The organism is Enterococcus sp. 9E7_DIV0242 (genome assembly GCF_002140975.2).
Classification (GTDB): domain Bacteria; phylum Bacillota; class Bacilli; order Lactobacillales; family Enterococcaceae; genus Enterococcus_L; species Enterococcus_L clewellii.
In genome coordinates this window covers 2,082,501-2,098,320 of the sequence record NZ_CP147247.1, presented here as the reverse complement: position 1 = coordinate 2,098,320, position 15,820 = coordinate 2,082,501, and the positions used below count along the sequence as shown (strand labels likewise).

Sequence of the window (15,820 nt, the reverse complement as noted above, 5' to 3'; positions counted from 1 at the left end):
ATGAATAGTTTTTCAATACATTCGTATGCTTCCCTCCTTGACACAGAAGGAAAGTGGCGTGCAATAGGCAGCGAAGAAATGTATCAGCTTATCAATTTTTTAATTAATAGTGGAATGACTGTGAATCGTTGGATTTATCAGATTGTAGATTTGAGTCTACAGCTTCTTCTGAGCAATACGGTTTTTGAGGATACCGTTGGACGTGTCTTCAAAACAGCAATCACGTTGTATCACTCACTATTTGATACATTGGGTGCTGTACTATTTCTGATAGCATTAGTAATCATTTTTTTCATCTATGTGTTTAAGAGTCCACAGGAGTCCTTTAAAAAAATGTTGGTTTTATTTGCTATAATCGGAATGAATTTTGTTATTTATACAAATGGGGAGGAATACTTAAAGGATATAAATTTGATTTTTGATGAAGCTGAAACTTTGATGTTACAAGGAGTTACTCTTCCATCAGGAGAGCAAGGGCAATCGGAAAATATAGGTTCGGAAAAAAGTATGCAAAAAATCAGAGATGCCTATTTCGATATGACAGTGCGACAAGCTTTTGCAATGATCAATTTCGGTACACCTATTTATGAAGAAAGGTTTGATCTATTTTTATATACAGATGAACAGGAAAATAATGAGAGAGCGAAAGAAGAGCTGCTTATAAAAGTGAAGGAAGAGGGGAAAGAAAATAGATATATGACTCCTGATGGTTCACTTGATAAATGGTTTTTATCTGTTTATGCATGGGTAAACAATTTATTTGTTGGTGTTCCCTTATTGCTGATGGCTGCTTTGAAATTTTTATTGAAGATACTTATTCTATGTGTGATTTTTGGCTTACCACCAGTTAGTCTTCTTAGTCTACTCCCTAAATTTTCTAATGTCCTATTTAATCTTCTTGGGAAAATGATGTTGTTCTTTTTTATTGGTATGTTTATGTCTTTAGTAGTTTATATATTTTTCTTTCTAATGACCTTGATCGATGGCTCAATCATTGCTATGGCAGGCAACAGTTCACTAATAAGCAGTATGCTGGGAACTGTGAATAAAGCAACTCTGATTCTGCTACTCTTAAAAGGGAAGGGAAAAATTATTAGTGTAATTACTGCTGGAGCGATTACTCAGATAGAAACTGCTACTTATAAGCATAGGAAGCAATTATTCAATCAAGAAAAGAAAAGTGACTCTTCTTTATCCGCTGTACACTCTTTTTTTGAAAACAAGGATGAGCATGAAAAAAGAGCAACAGATTTTGATTTCAGAGATATTCTTGTTATGAATGAACAACAGGGAACGAAGTGGCTGGAGATAGAGACAGAGACGAAGATTAGAAATGATGCCCCAAAGATTTCCCCAAATAGATCATACTTAGATTTGAAAATGAAAGATGAGACCAGTCTGGAAATAAGTGATAACGTCATACAAAAACTGGATAATACAATAGAAGAACAAATAACTGAAAGACAACAAGCGTCGAATAGAAACTATTATAGAGTAGTAAAGCCGCAGGAGCAAAACGAGATATCCGATAGAAATAGTACGGAGGAAGTAAGATCGCAAAAAATTAGAATAGCTTCACTTGATGAGAGTGTTGAAAGACATTCTTATGAAATGGAAGAGCTAGAGGAGAAAAAATCATTTTATAAGCTGCTCGAAGAGTTAAGGACATGTTGAGAACTATTAGTGGGTTTAGTGGAGTGATCATTCTTCTTTTTATGGGAGGAATCTTGTTAAGTAGCAGTATTTTACATGAAGCTGATGCTACTCAGGATCTGAATCTGACTCAACCAGAGAAAAATGCTGCACAAATCTGGAAGCTATTGGGGCAAAAAAATTACTCAGAGGAAGCTCGAGCAGGAATTCTTGGCAATATCGATCAAGAGACAGGTGGAACATTTGAATCTGACATTGACGAAACAGAGGGTGTTGGATATGGTTTAATACAGTGGACACCGAGATCTGTTTTATTGAACCACATCAATCAAGCTGGAATTACTGGTAATTATAAGGAGTTGGCAACTCAAGTAGAAGTCATTGATTGGGAATTAAGTGATAGCGGTCGAGGATATATCCCAACTCAAAGATATCCTTATTCAGGAGAAGAATTTAAACGATTAGGAGACTCACGATTAGCTGCACGTGTGTATGAAAAGAACCGTGAGCGGCCAAGAGATGATCATCCAGAAAGGCAAGAGCTGGCTCAAAAATGGTTCAATCTATTTTCAGGAACAAATTTTAATGAGAATGGAAGCGGAAGCAGTTCGATTGTTGAAGTTGCATTGAAAGAGCTTGGAAATAAAGGTGGGGAAAAATTTTGGTCTTGGTATGGCTATAATTACCGTGTTGAATGGTGTGCAGTGTTTGTTTCTTGGTGTGGAAAGCAGATAAACAGCGACTTTGAACGATTTGCTTATTGCCCGACAGGCGTCAATATGTTTAAAGAAAGTAACAAATGGCTGACAGCTGGAGAAAAACCGAAGCCAGGAAATATTATTTTTTTTGATTGGGAATCAGATGGAATTAGTGATCATGTCGGGTTGGTAAATAAATATGCAGATGGGGTTGTTTACACTGTTGAAGGAAATAGTAACGATGAAGTAAAGGAGCAAAGATATGCAGTCAATTCAGCAGTCATTATTGGTTATGGAATAATTGAGTAAAGTACTTATTTCTTTGATTGTTAAGAGACTCTAGAGATATGTAGTCCAAGAGTATCAATATTAACCAAGATATTCATAACATAATTGTCTAGTCTCACGAGCTTACTCAGTGTCTTTTTAAAAAGCTGTACAGGTGAAAATTTAAATCAAAATGAATAGACGAAGATGAAGCCTATTTTTTAGCAAAACGCTTGTGATCTATAAAATATCTATAAAATTCTGAGTTTTATATGGGCTATTTTATCATTTTATACTATACTGTAAAGAGTTGTGAATGCTGATAAGAAGCTTGTATAACTGACTTTTCTTCATTTTTATCCCGTTTGTAAGCTTTTTCGAAAAGCTTAAGGAACAAAATGTGTATATGTTGAAACAGATGCATTGAAAAGAAGAAGTCATGACAGAGAGCATCATAAAAATTTTTAATTGCTAAGAAATACGAGGTTTCATCATGGAAGAAAATAGATCGAAAAAAAGACAAGAGAATAAGAAGCATAAAAAGAATAAGCGTGAAGAAAAAAAGAAGTGGGCTAAACCATTAATGATAGCCGTTGCGATTGCGGTATGTGGCGTAGGAGCAGGATATCTATTTTATTTTAATTTAGATTATCAGAAGGATGCAGATCCTTCGTCTTATGAAGGCTACGAGTTTTCACAATTGGATTTTCTATCACGAAAAACACCGATTGCAATGGCGCCGGTACAAGAGGAGATAAATGACGCAGAGGTTCAAATAAATCCTAAGTATAGTAATATTGCTCTACATACTGAAGAATGGAGCAATCAAATTAAAGAACTTTTAACAGTTCCCAGCAGTCGCCCGTTTTTCTATTTAAATGATGTTTTTGGAAAACAAACAGTTTATAAGGTCATTGCCAATTTAGCAAGTATCAACCATATTGAGCGCGTTCAGTTTCCAGCTTGGGGAGAAAAAGATGGTAACCGTGATGTTAAGTTTTATGAAGGGATATATGATTCTGCTACGAATACTTGGCAGGCGGAGATTCCTGTTAAAGAGCATCAGGAAAGTGGTCGGTATCAAACAGATCTTTTGATAACTAAGAAAAGTGGAAAAATCGAACAAGTAAAACTGGGAGAATTTAATGTTTCGGAACCGACTATTCAGGCATCTATAGATGGTTCCAGAGTAGACAAAGGACAGTTTGAGGTCAATATAGCTGTGGATAGTAAATCCGATGTTGAAAAGCTTTCTATACCGATTTGGTCGAAAGAAGATCAAAGTGACTTAAAATGGTATGATGCGGTAAGACAAGGAGCAAATAGCTATAAGGTTCATGTTGATTATGAGGATTTTTCCTATGAGAATGGGTTATACACAGCGTCTGCTTATTTTACAGGTAGAAATGGACTGACTGCCCATAGTTCAGCTGGAACAGCCGAAATTAATATGAGTCATCCTGTACGTATCCGAGTTTTAAACAATACTTCTTTGTTTCAAGATAGACGATTGACACAAAAAATTAAGGATATTTCCGCTAACAGCATGGCTTATGTGCAGGCTGTGGTTTTTAATTCCGACCAGAAAGTCTATAAAACAAATGAAGGATACGTATCTTCGGCAGACATTGATGTCAGCGAAATGTCGAATGACATAAAATATGTTTCTCATAGAGGAAATCATCAAGAAGCTCCGGAAAACTCTCTGCCTGCATTCCAAAAAGCAACTGCTTGGGGAATAGAAACAGATATTTGGTTAACTAAGGACAAAAAATGGGTCGTTATGCACGATGGCACAGTTGATCGAATGACCAATGGAACTGGTAAAATCAGTGATATGACACTGGAACAAATTAGAAAATTACGTATTGATACTGGTTCAAACAAAGACTTGTATGATCAGAGCCAACTTGTTGTTCCTACACTTGAAGAATACTTGACTATCATGGCGAATAAGCAAAGTATACCGTTTCTTGAAATCAAAGAAACGAATGTGGCTGGAAGTGATTATGATAATTTAATCAATACAATTAGCCAATATGGTCTTTTAGAAACATCGGTAGTTATCTCTTTTGACTATAAAAATTTAGTAGAAGTGAAGAAGCGGGCACCTCAGATGCAGGTTCAACTGTTAGGAGAAGTGCTCACAGATGATGTGATCAATAAAGTCAGTAGCTTAGGTGTCAATGCTGGGCTGGACATCAGATATGATGGTGCAATATCGAAAGTCGATTTGATCGTTAAAGCGCAGGCAAAAGGATTAGCCGTTCATTTATGGGGTGTTCCTCAAAGTGAATTCAAGAAAATGGAAGCACTCGGCATAGATAATTTAACAACTGATTTCGATTAATTGTAGATGTTAATGAAGAAGTATGCTCGGATGGAATACCAGAACTGAACATACGCTAGAAAATTATAGAGAAAAGACAGGTCAACTGTTTGATAAAAAAATCGAGAAATGGATTGTTTTCACTTCTTGATTGATTATCAAACAGTTTGAGCTGTTTTTTTTTGACACTTGTTTTCTCGTAAAAATTAAAAGGATGTTTGCGTTTTTATATGGCATTTATCTGATTGATCTTGTTAATATAGCTTGGGGGACTAACTGAATTTAATGAAATTGAGTTGAATGAAAGAGTTGGGTTCATAAAAAAGAGGAGTACAGCCCCGTTGTTCAAAAGAATGAGGCAGTGCTTTTTTTATTGAAAATCTTTTTTTTTCAATAAAAAATAATTCTATGCTATGCTTCAGTTGTAAAACAAAAGGAGGATAAGCTATGGAGAATCGTTTCTGGTTTGAAAGGAGGAAGGAAGATTTCCCTTTTTATGACGACCAGCCGCAAAAGGTTTCTGTAGGGCAGTGGCTAATCATTCTGTTGTTTCCCTTTATAGGATTTCTTATACTTACGAAAGTCTATGTCCCATTTATTTCCATGTATATTAATGAATTATTGAGTGGAATTATTTTGTTATTGTTTTCTTTGCTAGGCTTGCGTCTGACAGTTGGAGAAAATTGGGAATTGTTATTTAAAAAAATACGTTGGAAAGATATACTACTGGTCATTGCTTATGTGCTAAGCGCAATCGCGGTAGCTTCTATCATTGGAGGAATTATTGAACTTTTTAATGGCTCGCTGACCGACAATCCTGCGGCAATTAATGTCAACGATCCGAATGCGTGGATAACGTATTTACAGCTAAGGTTTCAGGAGTTATTCCAATTACTTGGCGAGGAATTTTTAGCAATTCTGCCTTTTTTGGCAGTCTTGCACCTTACTACGGTAAAATTTGCTTGGAAAAGAAAAACTGGCATAATTGTTGGCTGGATCGTATCATCTATTGTATTTGGGCTATTGCATCTTCCGACATATGATTGGAACTTGCTTCAATGTCTTTTTGTTATTGGCGGAAGCCGGATGATCCTTACTCTGCCATACATCCAGACAAAAAATATATGGATTTCTTATTTTGTTCACTATTTCTATGATATGCTTATTTTCACTGTTGCATTTCTAAGTTAATTACTAAGTATCAACAGGTTTTAGGAGGGAAAGTTATGAAAAGGAAGTATCTATCATTGGGTCTTTTAGCGTTGACAGTAGGAGTTCTTGTTGGGTGCAGTAACGGTTCTGAAAAAACTGCAGAATCAACAACCAAAAATAGTGGTGAAGCAACTGCTGCCAGTAGCAGCAAAGAATCTACCGCTTCAACGAAATCAGAGGATTCAAGTACACAAAATTCAACACAGCTATCGTCATCAAGCACGGAAACTACACCAGCCGATCAAGCGGAGCAAGTACTTAGTGAGTTAGCAACGCTGTTTCCTGGTCATGCGCTACCTAATTCAATATTGACTGGCACAACAAAAAATTATATTAGTGCAGCTACTACATCTGCAGGAGATCAGACAAATTTCAATATTTTGTATTATGCAGAAGATCAGCCAATAAAAGTGAATAGTACGGAATTAAATGAACTTAAACCGATTGCTGCAATGGAAAAAATAACTTTTGCTTCGGATGAAGAGGCAAAAAGTGAGGTTGGAAAAATCGAAGATTATTCGGGATCGGAAGTAGATCTAGGGTATGGTCTCACTGGCTATATGCAGGGCGCTGCAGGGTCGAGTTACCTGACTTGGGCTGAAGGAAATTGGAATGTAACAATCAAAGCATCCAATATTGATGGTGAAGATCCAGTGAAGCTTGGAAAAGAAGTCGTTATGCATTTAGAAGAAAATATGTTGCCTGTTCCGGAACAGGATGGAAATATTCAATTAGAAGTTGGCGAGAACGGGGATTACCAAACCAATTCGGTGGTCTGGCAAAAGAAGAATATTGTTTATAAAATACATCACTTCAATGCAATACAAGTAGTAAAAATGGCAACTTCAACCAACGGATAAAAAAAACGGTGCTCTTTCTATAAATGGATAGAGCGCCGTTCTTTGTTGTTTAATTATTATGATAGAGGCTTTGATAGAAAGAGTATCAGTGTTTATTGCGTGATTCTACTTTTATCAGGTTGGGAATGAGCCAAACGACTTGCGGCAGAAGCTGCAATAGCACCTACGATATCATCCAAAAACGTATGGACAGATTTTCCATCGTGCGAGTTAAGTTCTGCCAGAATGCCAGGTTTTACTTTATCGATATAGCCGTAATTAGTAAAGCCAATAGAACCGTAGACATTTACAATCGATAATGCCAAAATTTCATCAATCCCATATAATCCTTCATCATCACTTAGGATTTGTTGGAGAGGCTGCAATAGTTTTCCTTCTTCAGCTAGGATATCTAATTGGATACCCGTAATGATAGTGTTATGAACTTCTCTTTTCGTCAGTACAGCCTCAACATTTTCAATGCATGTATCCATATCGAGCTGATCTACATATTTCTCTTGAAGAAACATCACTAATTCTGCTATATCCTTAATCTCTACTCCACGTTGCTTCAGTAATGCACGAGCTGTTTGTTCCAACGTATCTCCCTGAATAACCATATTATTTCCTCCAAAACAATTTTTTTACTATAATAGGTCAATGGTATAATAAATACATAAGAAAAAGCAAGGAAGAAAATCAATGAATCCTCTAATTGAATGCTGTGAACAAAATTTATCAAAAGGCAATTTTGCTCTTTCAGAAGATGCATTTATCCAAGAGAACAGTGATTTAGTCACCTATTCATGTATGAATGAATGTGTCTTATGTGCTCAGAGCTTTTATGCATTATTTGAAGGCGAACGAGTTACAGGAAAGACGCCGGAAGAGCTGATAGAAAAAGTTAAAGTGGCAATACGTGAGTGGCAGGAAGAAATGATGTGACAGAAAAACGATCCGAAGCTAAGTTGGCTTCAGATCGTTTTTTTAGTTCTGTAATACTTGTTGGCTTGCTGATTTTTCAAACAGGCTTGTACTATGCATCGGCTGCGTACGGATATCTGGCTGAATAAAATGAAGTGCGTTATTAACAGCTGTCGGAGCTTCGCCAAACCCGGTAGCAATCAATTTAACTTTTCCTTTATAAGCGGAGATGTCTCCAATAGCATAGACACCGGGAATATTCGTGGACATATCTGAATCAACAATAATAGAATGTCGAGAAACATCAAGCCCCCAATCTTTTAAATGTCCGAGTGAAGAAGTGAAGCCGTAGTTTACAATTAGGGAATCTACCTGCAATAGCTGGAAGTCCTCTTCCTTGGTATGTTTTATCTGGACCCCTTTGAATTCTTGATTTTCAATATTGAGCTGTTCGATCATGTAAGGTGTCAAAATCTGAACTGTTGAATTTTTAAGCTTTTCCACACTGTGCTCGTGACCACGAAACTCTGGTCTGCGGTGAACAATTGAGACTTCACGAGCGACCTTCTCCAACATGAGGGCCCAATCAATTGCTGAGTCGCCACCACCAGCGATCACAACTTTTTTATCTGCAAAGTCCTGCATATCTTTTACGTAATAATGAATGTTTTGATTTTCAAACTGTGCTGCTCCATCAATAGTTAAGCGTCTTGGCTGGAAGGACCCGTTTCCTATTGCAAAAATCACTGCTTTTGAGTAGTGAATACCTTTCGTCGTTTCCAAGACTAGATAGTTTTCTTCCTTTGTAAGGTTAACAACCTCTTCTTCTAAAAGAATATCATGATTGAATGAAGCTAGCTGTTCTTCTAGATTGGCAACTAGATCAGCTGCTTTGACAGCCGGGTATCCAGGAGCATCATAAATGAATTTTTCCGGATAGAGTGTCGCTAATTGTCCGCCTAATTGAGGCAAGCTATCAATAATTTTCGTTTTTGCTTTTCGCATTCCAGCATAGAAGGCGGCAAAAAGTCCAACCGGACCACCGCCAATAATAGTTATATCGTATAGTTCATTTGTATGTGACATTCAATTTCCTCCAAAATTCTTAAGTAAAATCATCGGATAAAAGAAAAAATAAATTTCAATCATTTTTCACAAAATAGCATTTATAGTGGGAAAAAGCAAGCGATAGTTTGTGAAGAAATGAAAGCTTTAGAGAATCTAAGAAAAGAAAATAGCAATTTCTTTCATTATTCGGTATGATAAACAAAGTAAAGATTGTTAAGGAGGAACTATTTGTGAGTGAATTTCCACAGTTAAATTTAGAAGAAGTAAACGGACCTAAAGCAACAATTAAAACTAATCGGGGCGATATCAAGGTTCAGCTTTTCCCGGAGCAGGCACCAAAAACTGTTCAAAACTTTGTTGAGCTTGCGAAAAAAGGCTATTATGACGGGGTGATTTTTCACCGTGTGATTCCTGATTTCATGATTCAAGGGGGAGACCCTACTGGAACAGGCATGGGTGGAGAGAGTATCTATGGAGAAAAATTTGAAGATGAATTCTCGAAGGATGTCTTCAACCTTAGAGGTGCCCTTTCAATGGCCAATGCTGGTCCTAATACAAACGGAAGCCAATTCTTTATTGTCAACAAGCTAGATGTTCCTGCGAACATGCTTGGGCAATTGGAAGGAGCAGGTTTTCCAGCTGAGATCATCGAAGCCTACAAAGGTGGAGGTACACCTTGGCTTGATTTCCGTCACACAGTATTTGGCCATGTGATTGAAGGATTAGAGATCGTTGATGAGATTGCTGGAGTCCAACGTGACGCACAAGATCGACCAACATTTGATGTTGTAATTGACGGAGTAGAAATTACTGAATAAGCTAGCATGTAAAGAAAAACGCCTTTCCGAATGTTGGAAAAGCGTTTTTTTTTGATTAAAGGGATGACAGCTTATCGGAGTGACAGATACTTTTCATGATAGTGTTTCTATCAGGTTTCATATGTCCTGTTAATTCTCAAAAGATGAGTGAATTCTTTGAAGACCTTCAAGCAATGTTGCTCGAGGGCAAGCAATATTCAGACGCATATGTTGACTTCCGGAAGGGCCAAAAGAAATTCCTGTGTTCATCACGACTTTTCCTTTGTGAAGCAGGTTGTTTTCCAACTGTTTGTCAGATAATTGATAATTGGAAAAATCTAGCCAAACTAAGTACGTTCCTTCTGGTTTCATCATTTGGACTTTCGGCAAATTCATAGTCAAAAATTTCTCCACTTCTTCTATGTTATCTTTAAGATAGCTAAGGAGTTCATTGAGCCATTCGTCACCTGAGTTGTAGGCTGCTTCGGTTCCTATCAAGCCTAGTGTATTTATTTCATTTTGCTGATTCATTTCTTGAGTAGTTTTGAATTGCTTTCTCAAGACAGGATCGTGAATAAAAATCATGGAGTTTTTTATTCCGGCAAGATTAAATGTTTTTGTTGCAGCTGTCAAAATAATTGAAAAATCCTTGAATGATGGATCTGCATTTGTAAATGTCGTAAATACGGCTGGAGGAAAGACCAAATCCTGATGAATTTCATCACTAATCACAAGTACATTGTACTTTTTACATAGATTACCGATACGAACCAATTCCTGTTTTTGCCAAACACGACCGCCAGGATTGTGAGGATTACAAAGAATAAAGAGTTTTACTTCCTCGCTTTTCAGCAATTTCTCCATTTCATCAAAATCAATCAAAAAATTTCCGTTCTCTACGTACAAAGGACTACGAACAACCTCTCGATGATTTGCCTGTATCACTTTTGCAAAAGGATGGTAGACGGGATCATGAATCATGACAGAATCACCAGGCTGTGTGTAGGCTTGTATCGCTAATGCAACACTTGGAACAACACCGCTATTGAACAAAATAGCTTCTTTTTCTACTATATAATGATGTCTTCTCTTTTGCCATTCTTGAATAGCATTATACAGACTGTCTGGTATAATGCTATAACCCAGAATACCTTGAGCGATATACTCAGACATTGCATCTAAAATTGGTTGATGAACCTTAAAATCCATATCTGCAACCCATAAAGGAAGCAAATCATTTTCTTTGTACATCTGTTGGACAGCGTCCCACTTTACAGAATTTGTCTCTTTTCTATCGTATACATGATCGAAATTAACCATCTCACTACCCCTTTACTTTCTATTTTTATAAATGACTATAAATGAAGTATAGAATAGATCAAAAGAAAGATAAATGAAAAAGGGGAGAAAAGCCAAATAAAAAATCTATTCATAAATTACCGGACATGATATGATTTAGTGGAGATGATATATATCTGATAAAAGAATGGCGGGAAGCAAATGGAATACAAAATTGGAATGATCATAGAAGGAACAGTGACTGGTTTGCAGCCATACGGAGCATTTGTTTCTTTGGGAGATAGTATGCAAGGTCTGATCCATGTATCTGAAATTCAAGTAGGATACACTAAAAACATCAATAGTATATTGAACATAGGAGATAAGGTAAATGTACAAGTCATTGACATTGATGAATATTCTAAAAAAGTCAGTCTATCTCTTAGAACGCTAAAGAGTATTCCTCAACCTAGTGGGTACAGAAGAAAAAAATATTTTACCAACAAAAATAAAAAAATTGGCTTTGCTAGTTTAGAAAAAAAACTACCTCAATGGATACTGGCTGCTTTAGATGATTTAAGTCTGAAATAAAACTGTTTTTTTTCAGAAAATGTGTTACAATTTTCCTGTATTCATGAAAACAAAAATCAATAGAGGTGGAAGTTTTGTCTAACAAAAGAGTGGCCGGTACGATTATGTTGAACTTACAGGATGGCACCAAAAAGTTTCTTGTTCACCCAACAGAAGCACAAGCGGAATTTATTGTTACTGAAGTTTCAGAAGAAATGACAGGATTAGCCAGTATTTTACAGTTCTTTAAAGAAAACATTCAATTAGATGTAACTTCGATCAGCTTAGTTGAATTGACGAATGCACATAGTGAAACAGAAGACCTTCCATTGTTTGTATTTGAAATGGAAGAAGGAGCAGCGGCAGTATTGGGAACCGATACCTATATATGGGAGAGCCCGTTAAGTCTGAAAGGTTTATTAGCAACCTATGATATGGCTGGAATGCCAATGTTCTAAAAATAAACTCTTAAGTAAGAAACGAAGAAGCAGGGGATTAACTTGCTTCTTTTTGCTATAATTTGGGTAGAAAAAAGATGAGGTGAAGAAAATGGAGATAAGAAAAGCAGAATGGATAGATAGTGATACGGTAGTAGGGATGCTTAAAGATACAGCACTATGGCTCAACGAACAAGGCAGTAGTCAATGGGCAGATGTATTGGAAGGAACAGATAAGCATGATTTGTTAGGTGCTATCAAAAAAGGAGATGTGTATCTATTTACGGTTGTGCAACAAGTTGTTGGAATAGCAGCTGTTTGGAATACGCCGACAGATTGGGATAAAGAGCTGTGGCAATCATTGGATTTTCCAGAACGTAGCTATTATATTCATCGTCTAATTGTTCATCCAGCCTACCGAGGAAAAAGTTATGGTAGTCAGATGCTGACAATATTAAAAAGCCATTTTTCTGATATAGCAGATGAATTACGTCTGGACTGCATTTCGACTAATCCCAAACTGATCTCATTATATAGTAGAAATGGCTTCACAAATAAAGGGACAGTAAAGGAAAGTAAAGGAGGAGAATTCGAGCTGTTTTCATATCAAATAAACCAGCAAAAAAATAATTGAGAAAAATGAAAAAAAAGAGTTGACCTGAGGAAGGAATCTTGGTATATTATTACATGTCGCTGAGACACAACAACTTCTTTTAAACAGCACAATAGAATAACAGCTGAGTAAAAGAAAAAACTTGTTTTATCAATAAAAAAGTTGTTGACAAATAACAAAAAAGTTGATAAGATATAAGAGTTGTTATGAAACAAAATGACAACAGCCAAGCAGAAAAAAACTTCAACTTCTTCAAAAAAAGAGTTGACATCAAATCAGAACTTTGATATGATATAAAAGTTGCTGCAAGGCAATCAAGTAGACCTTTGAAAACTGAACAAAGTAAGACAAACCAAATGTGTAGTATGTCTTGATTCGATCAAGACAACAACATGATTTAACAAGCAAGCAATATGCTAGCAAACAAATTGAGCGTAACAGTCGCAAGACTGTCAAGTTTAAACTTTTTATGAGAGTTTGATCCTGGCTCAGGACGAACGCTGGCGGCGTGCCTAATACATGCAAGTCGAACGCTTCTTTTCCACCGAGTGCTTGCACTCACCGGAAAAGAGGAGTGGCGGACGGGTGAGTAACACGTGGGTAACCTGCCCATCAGAAGGGGATAACACTTGGAAACAGGTGCTAATACCGTATAACAATCGGAACCGCATGGTTCTGATTTGAAAGGCGCTTTCGGGTGTCGCTGATGGATGGACCCGCGGTGCATTAGCTAGTTGGTGAGGTAACGGCTCACCAAGGCAACGATGCATAGCCGACCTGAGAGGGTGATCGGCCACACTGGGACTGAGACACGGCCCAGACTCCTACGGGAGGCAGCAGTAGGGAATCTTCGGCAATGGACGAAAGTCTGACCGAGCAACGCCGCGTGAGTGAAGAAGGTTTTCGGATCGTAAAACTCTGTTGTTAGAGAAGAACAAGGATGAGAGTAACTGTTCATCCCTTGACGGTATCTAACCAGAAAGCCACGGCTAACTACGTGCCAGCAGCCGCGGTAATACGTAGGTGGCAAGCGTTGTCCGGATTTATTGGGCGTAAAGCGAGCGCAGGCGGTTTCTTAAGTCTGATGTGAAAGCCCCCGGCTCAACCGGGGAGGGTCATTGGAAACTGGGAGACTTGAGTGCAGAAGAGGAGAGTGGAATTCCATGTGTAGCGGTGAAATGCGTAGATATATGGAGGAACACCAGTGGCGAAGGCGGCTCTCTGGTCTGTAACTGACGCTGAGGCTCGAAAGCGTGGGGAGCAAACAGGATTAGATACCCTGGTAGTCCACGCCGTAAACGATGAGTGCTAAGTGTTGGAGGGTTTCCGCCCTTCAGTGCTGCAGCAAACGCATTAAGCACTCCGCCTGGGGAGTACGACCGCAAGGTTGAAACTCAAAGGAATTGACGGGGGCCCGCACAAGCGGTGGAGCATGTGGTTTAATTCGAAGCAACGCGAAGAACCTTACCAGGTCTTGACATCCTTTGACCACTCTAGAGATAGAGCTTTCCCTTCGGGGACAAAGTGACAGGTGGTGCATGGTTGTCGTCAGCTCGTGTCGTGAGATGTTGGGTTAAGTCCCGCAACGAGCGCAACCCTTATTGTTAGTTGCCATCATTCAGTTGGGCACTCTAGCGAGACTGCCGGTGACAAACCGGAGGAAGGTGGGGATGACGTCAAATCATCATGCCCCTTATGACCTGGGCTACACACGTGCTACAATGGGAAGTACAACGAGTCGCGAAGTCGCGAGGCTAAGCAAATCTCTTAAAGCTTCTCTCAGTTCGGATTGTAGGCTGCAACTCGCCTACATGAAGCCGGAATCGCTAGTAATCGCGGATCAGCACGCCGCGGTGAATACGTTCCCGGGCCTTGTACACACCGCCCGTCACACCACGAGAGTTTGTAACACCCGAAGTCGGTGAGGTAACCTTTTGGAGCCAGCCGCCTAAGGTGGGATAGATGATTGGGGTGAAGTCGTAACAAGGTAGCCGTATCGGAAGGTGCGGCTGGATCACCTCCTTTCTAAGGAATATTACGGAAACTACACGGTTTAACTTTACTTTGTTCAGTTTTGAGAGGTTTACTCAAAAGTTGATAAGATGGTTAACAACATTTTTTATGCTGTCCGCCTTTGAAACGAGACAACTCTCAAACTATTTGTTCATTGAAAACTGGATAGAAAGAAAATCAACAACACAAACAAACCGAGAACACCGCGTTGAAGAGTTTTTTAAAATTGTTCGATAGCTTATTTTTCTTGATGACGCCTCTATCGCTAGAGAAACGAGTCAAAACCCAACCGCAAGGTTGATAAGGTTAAGTGAATAAGGGCGCACGGTGGATGCCTTGGCACTAGGAGCCGATGAAGGACGGGACTAACACCGATATGCTTTGGGGAGCTGTAAGTAAGCTATGATCCAGAGATTTCCGAATGGGGAAACCCAGCATCTTTTATAGGATGTTACATTTACGTGAATACATAGCGTAATTGAGGTAGACGCAGAGAACTGAAACATCTAAGTACCTGCAGGAAGAGAAAGAAAATTCGATTCCCTGAGTAGCGGCGAGCGAAACGGGAAGAGCCCAAACCAATGAGCTTGCTCATTGGGGTTGTAGGACTCCGATATGGTAGTCTGTCAGGATAGTCAAAGGACTTGGAAAAGTCCGCCAGAGAGGGTGAAAGCCCCGTAGACGAAATTTTGGCAACACCTAGGAGGATCCTGAGTACGGCGGAACACGTGAAATTCCGTCGGAATCCGCGGGGACCATCCCGCAAGGCTAAATACTCCCTAGTGACCGATAGTGAACCAGTACCGTGAGGGAAAGGTGAAAAGCACCCCGGAAGGGGAGTGAAATAGATCCTGAAACCGTGTGCCTACAACAAGTTAAAGCCCGTTAATGGGTGATAGCGTGCCTTTTGTAGAATGAACCGGCGAGTTACGATTACATGCGAGGTTAAGATGAAGAGTCGGAGCCGTAGCGAAAGCGAGTCTGAATAGGGCGAATGAGTATGTGGTCGTAGACCCGAAACCATGTGATCTACCCATGTCCAGGTTGAAGGTGCGGTAAAACGCACTGGAGGACCGAACCCACGTACGTTGAAAAGTGCGGGGATGAGGTGTGGGTAGCGGA

Annotated in this window: 13 protein-coding genes and 2 rRNA genes (1 of these 15 running past the window's edge); 12 read left to right on the top strand and 3 right to left on the bottom strand. The window is 38.8% G+C overall.

Features of this window, described 5'->3' with window-relative positions:
• The 5 genes from A5888_RS10030 to A5888_RS10010 all read left to right on the top strand — a co-directional run bounded on the left by A5888_RS10030 (nt 1) and on the right by A5888_RS10010 (nt 7,019).
• Entirely contained in the window at nt 1-1,674 is a 1,674-nt protein-coding gene (locus tag A5888_RS10030; protein ID WP_422389737.1) for a CD3337/EF1877 family mobilome membrane protein, read from the top strand.
• Nucleotides 1,668-2,660: a phage tail tip lysozyme gene (locus A5888_RS10025; RefSeq protein ID WP_086349839.1), complete on the top strand. Its 993-nt coding sequence runs from the start codon at nt 1,668-1,670 to the stop codon at nt 2,658-2,660. Before A5888_RS10030 ends, A5888_RS10025 begins: the two co-directional genes overlap by 7 nt.
• A 451-nt stretch (nt 2,661-3,111) precedes the next feature.
• Nucleotides 3,112-4,968, top strand: coding sequence for a glycerophosphodiester phosphodiesterase family protein (locus A5888_RS10020; RefSeq protein ID WP_086349840.1), 1,857 nt, complete (start codon nt 3,112-3,114; stop codon nt 4,966-4,968).
• A gap of 426 nt (nt 4,969-5,394) precedes the next feature.
• A complete protein-coding gene (locus A5888_RS10015) occupies nt 5,395-6,138 on the top strand; it encodes a CPBP family intramembrane glutamic endopeptidase (RefSeq protein ID WP_086349841.1) in 744 nt (247 codons plus the stop codon).
• Between the two features lie 35 nt (nt 6,139-6,173).
• On the top strand, nt 6,174-7,019 hold the full coding sequence (locus tag A5888_RS10010; RefSeq protein ID WP_086349842.1) for a hypothetical protein: 846 nt from the start codon (nt 6,174-6,176) through the stop codon (nt 7,017-7,019).
• Between the two features lie 92 nt (nt 7,020-7,111).
• On the opposite strand, the gene A5888_RS10005 is transcribed toward A5888_RS10010, so the two are convergent.
• Nucleotides 7,112-7,618 carry a phosphatidylglycerophosphatase A family protein gene (locus A5888_RS10005; protein WP_086349843.1) on the bottom strand — a complete coding sequence of 169 codons (507 nt, stop codon included), beginning with the start codon at nt 7,616-7,618 and terminating at the stop codon, nt 7,112-7,114.
• 82 nt (nt 7,619-7,700) lie between these two features.
• On the opposite strand from A5888_RS10005, the gene A5888_RS10000 reads away from it, so the two are divergent.
• A complete protein-coding gene (locus A5888_RS10000; RefSeq protein WP_086349844.1) occupies nt 7,701-7,943 on the top strand; it encodes a DUF1450 domain-containing protein in 243 nt (80 codons plus the stop codon).
• A 42-nt stretch (nt 7,944-7,985) separates the two neighbouring features.
• Here the strand turns inward: A5888_RS10000 and A5888_RS09995 are convergent, their stop codons facing one another.
• Nucleotides 7,986-9,008, bottom strand: a complete 1,023-nt coding sequence (locus A5888_RS09995; protein ID WP_086349845.1) for an NAD(P)/FAD-dependent oxidoreductase — start codon at nt 9,006-9,008, stop codon at nt 7,986-7,988.
• 212 nt (nt 9,009-9,220) lie between these two features.
• Between A5888_RS09995 and A5888_RS09990 the strand changes: the two genes are divergently transcribed.
• Nucleotides 9,221-9,808, top strand: a complete 588-nt coding sequence (locus A5888_RS09990; RefSeq protein ID WP_086349846.1) for a peptidylprolyl isomerase — start codon at nt 9,221-9,223, stop codon at nt 9,806-9,808.
• A 129-nt stretch (nt 9,809-9,937) separates the two neighbouring features.
• Here A5888_RS09990 and A5888_RS09985 read toward each other — a convergent pair whose 3' ends face one another.
• Nucleotides 9,938-11,107, bottom strand: a complete 1,170-nt coding sequence (locus tag A5888_RS09985; protein WP_086349847.1) for a MalY/PatB family protein — start codon at nt 11,105-11,107, stop codon at nt 9,938-9,940.
• 180 nt (nt 11,108-11,287) lie between these two features.
• Here A5888_RS09985 and A5888_RS09980 point away from each other — a divergent pair, with 180 nt between their 5' ends.
• The 5 genes from A5888_RS09980 to A5888_RS09960 form a co-directional block, all read left to right on the top strand.
• A complete protein-coding gene (locus A5888_RS09980) occupies nt 11,288-11,656 on the top strand; it encodes a CvfD/Ygs/GSP13 family RNA-binding post-transcriptional regulator (protein WP_339102052.1) in 369 nt (122 codons plus the stop codon).
• Between the two features lie 74 nt (nt 11,657-11,730).
• Nucleotides 11,731-12,093, top strand: a complete 363-nt coding sequence (locus A5888_RS09975) for a hypothetical protein (RefSeq protein WP_086349849.1) — start codon at nt 11,731-11,733, stop codon at nt 12,091-12,093.
• Between the two features lie 91 nt (nt 12,094-12,184).
• Nucleotides 12,185-12,706, top strand: coding sequence for a GNAT family N-acetyltransferase (locus tag A5888_RS09970; RefSeq protein ID WP_086349850.1), 522 nt, complete (start codon nt 12,185-12,187; stop codon nt 12,704-12,706).
• A 444-nt stretch (nt 12,707-13,150) separates the two neighbouring features.
• Nucleotides 13,151-14,710, top strand: a 16S ribosomal RNA gene (locus A5888_RS09965).
• A gap of 292 nt (nt 14,711-15,002) precedes the next feature.
• Nucleotides 15,003-15,820, top strand: a 23S ribosomal RNA gene (locus tag A5888_RS09960); it runs 2,093 nt beyond the window's last position.
• The 16S and 23S rRNA genes sit together here, the layout of an rRNA operon.

Bases quoted from the DNA above. Each gene is read 5' to 3' on its own strand.
- A5888_RS10025 (WP_086349839.1), top strand. From the start codon at position 1,668: ATGTTGAGAACTATTAGTGGGTTTAGTGGAGTGATCATTCTTCTTTTT.
- A5888_RS10010 (WP_086349842.1), top strand. From the start codon at position 6,174: ATGAAAAGGAAGTATCTATCATTGGGTCTTTTAGCGTTGACAGTAGGA.
- A5888_RS09985 (WP_086349847.1), bottom strand. From the start codon at position 11,107: ATGGTTAATTTCGATCATGTATACGATAGAAAAGAGACAAATTCTGTA.
- A5888_RS09980 (WP_339102052.1), top strand. From the start codon at position 11,288: ATGGAATACAAAATTGGAATGATCATAGAAGGAACAGTGACTGGTTTG.
- A5888_RS10020 (WP_086349840.1), top strand. From the start codon at position 3,112: ATGGAAGAAAATAGATCGAAAAAAAGACAAGAGAATAAGAAGCATAAA.
- A5888_RS10005 (WP_086349843.1), bottom strand. From the start codon at position 7,618: ATGGTTATTCAGGGAGATACGTTGGAACAAACAGCTCGTGCATTACTG.
- A5888_RS10030 (WP_422389737.1), top strand. From the start codon at position 1: ATGAATAGTTTTTCAATACATTCGTATGCTTCCCTCCTTGACACAGAA.
- A5888_RS09970 (WP_086349850.1), top strand. From the start codon at position 12,185: ATGGAGATAAGAAAAGCAGAATGGATAGATAGTGATACGGTAGTAGGG.
- A5888_RS10015 (WP_086349841.1), top strand. From the start codon at position 5,395: ATGGAGAATCGTTTCTGGTTTGAAAGGAGGAAGGAAGATTTCCCTTTT.
- A5888_RS09995 (WP_086349845.1), bottom strand. From the start codon at position 9,008: ATGTCACATACAAATGAACTATACGATATAACTATTATTGGCGGTGGT.
- A5888_RS10000 (WP_086349844.1), top strand. From the start codon at position 7,701: ATGAATCCTCTAATTGAATGCTGTGAACAAAATTTATCAAAAGGCAAT.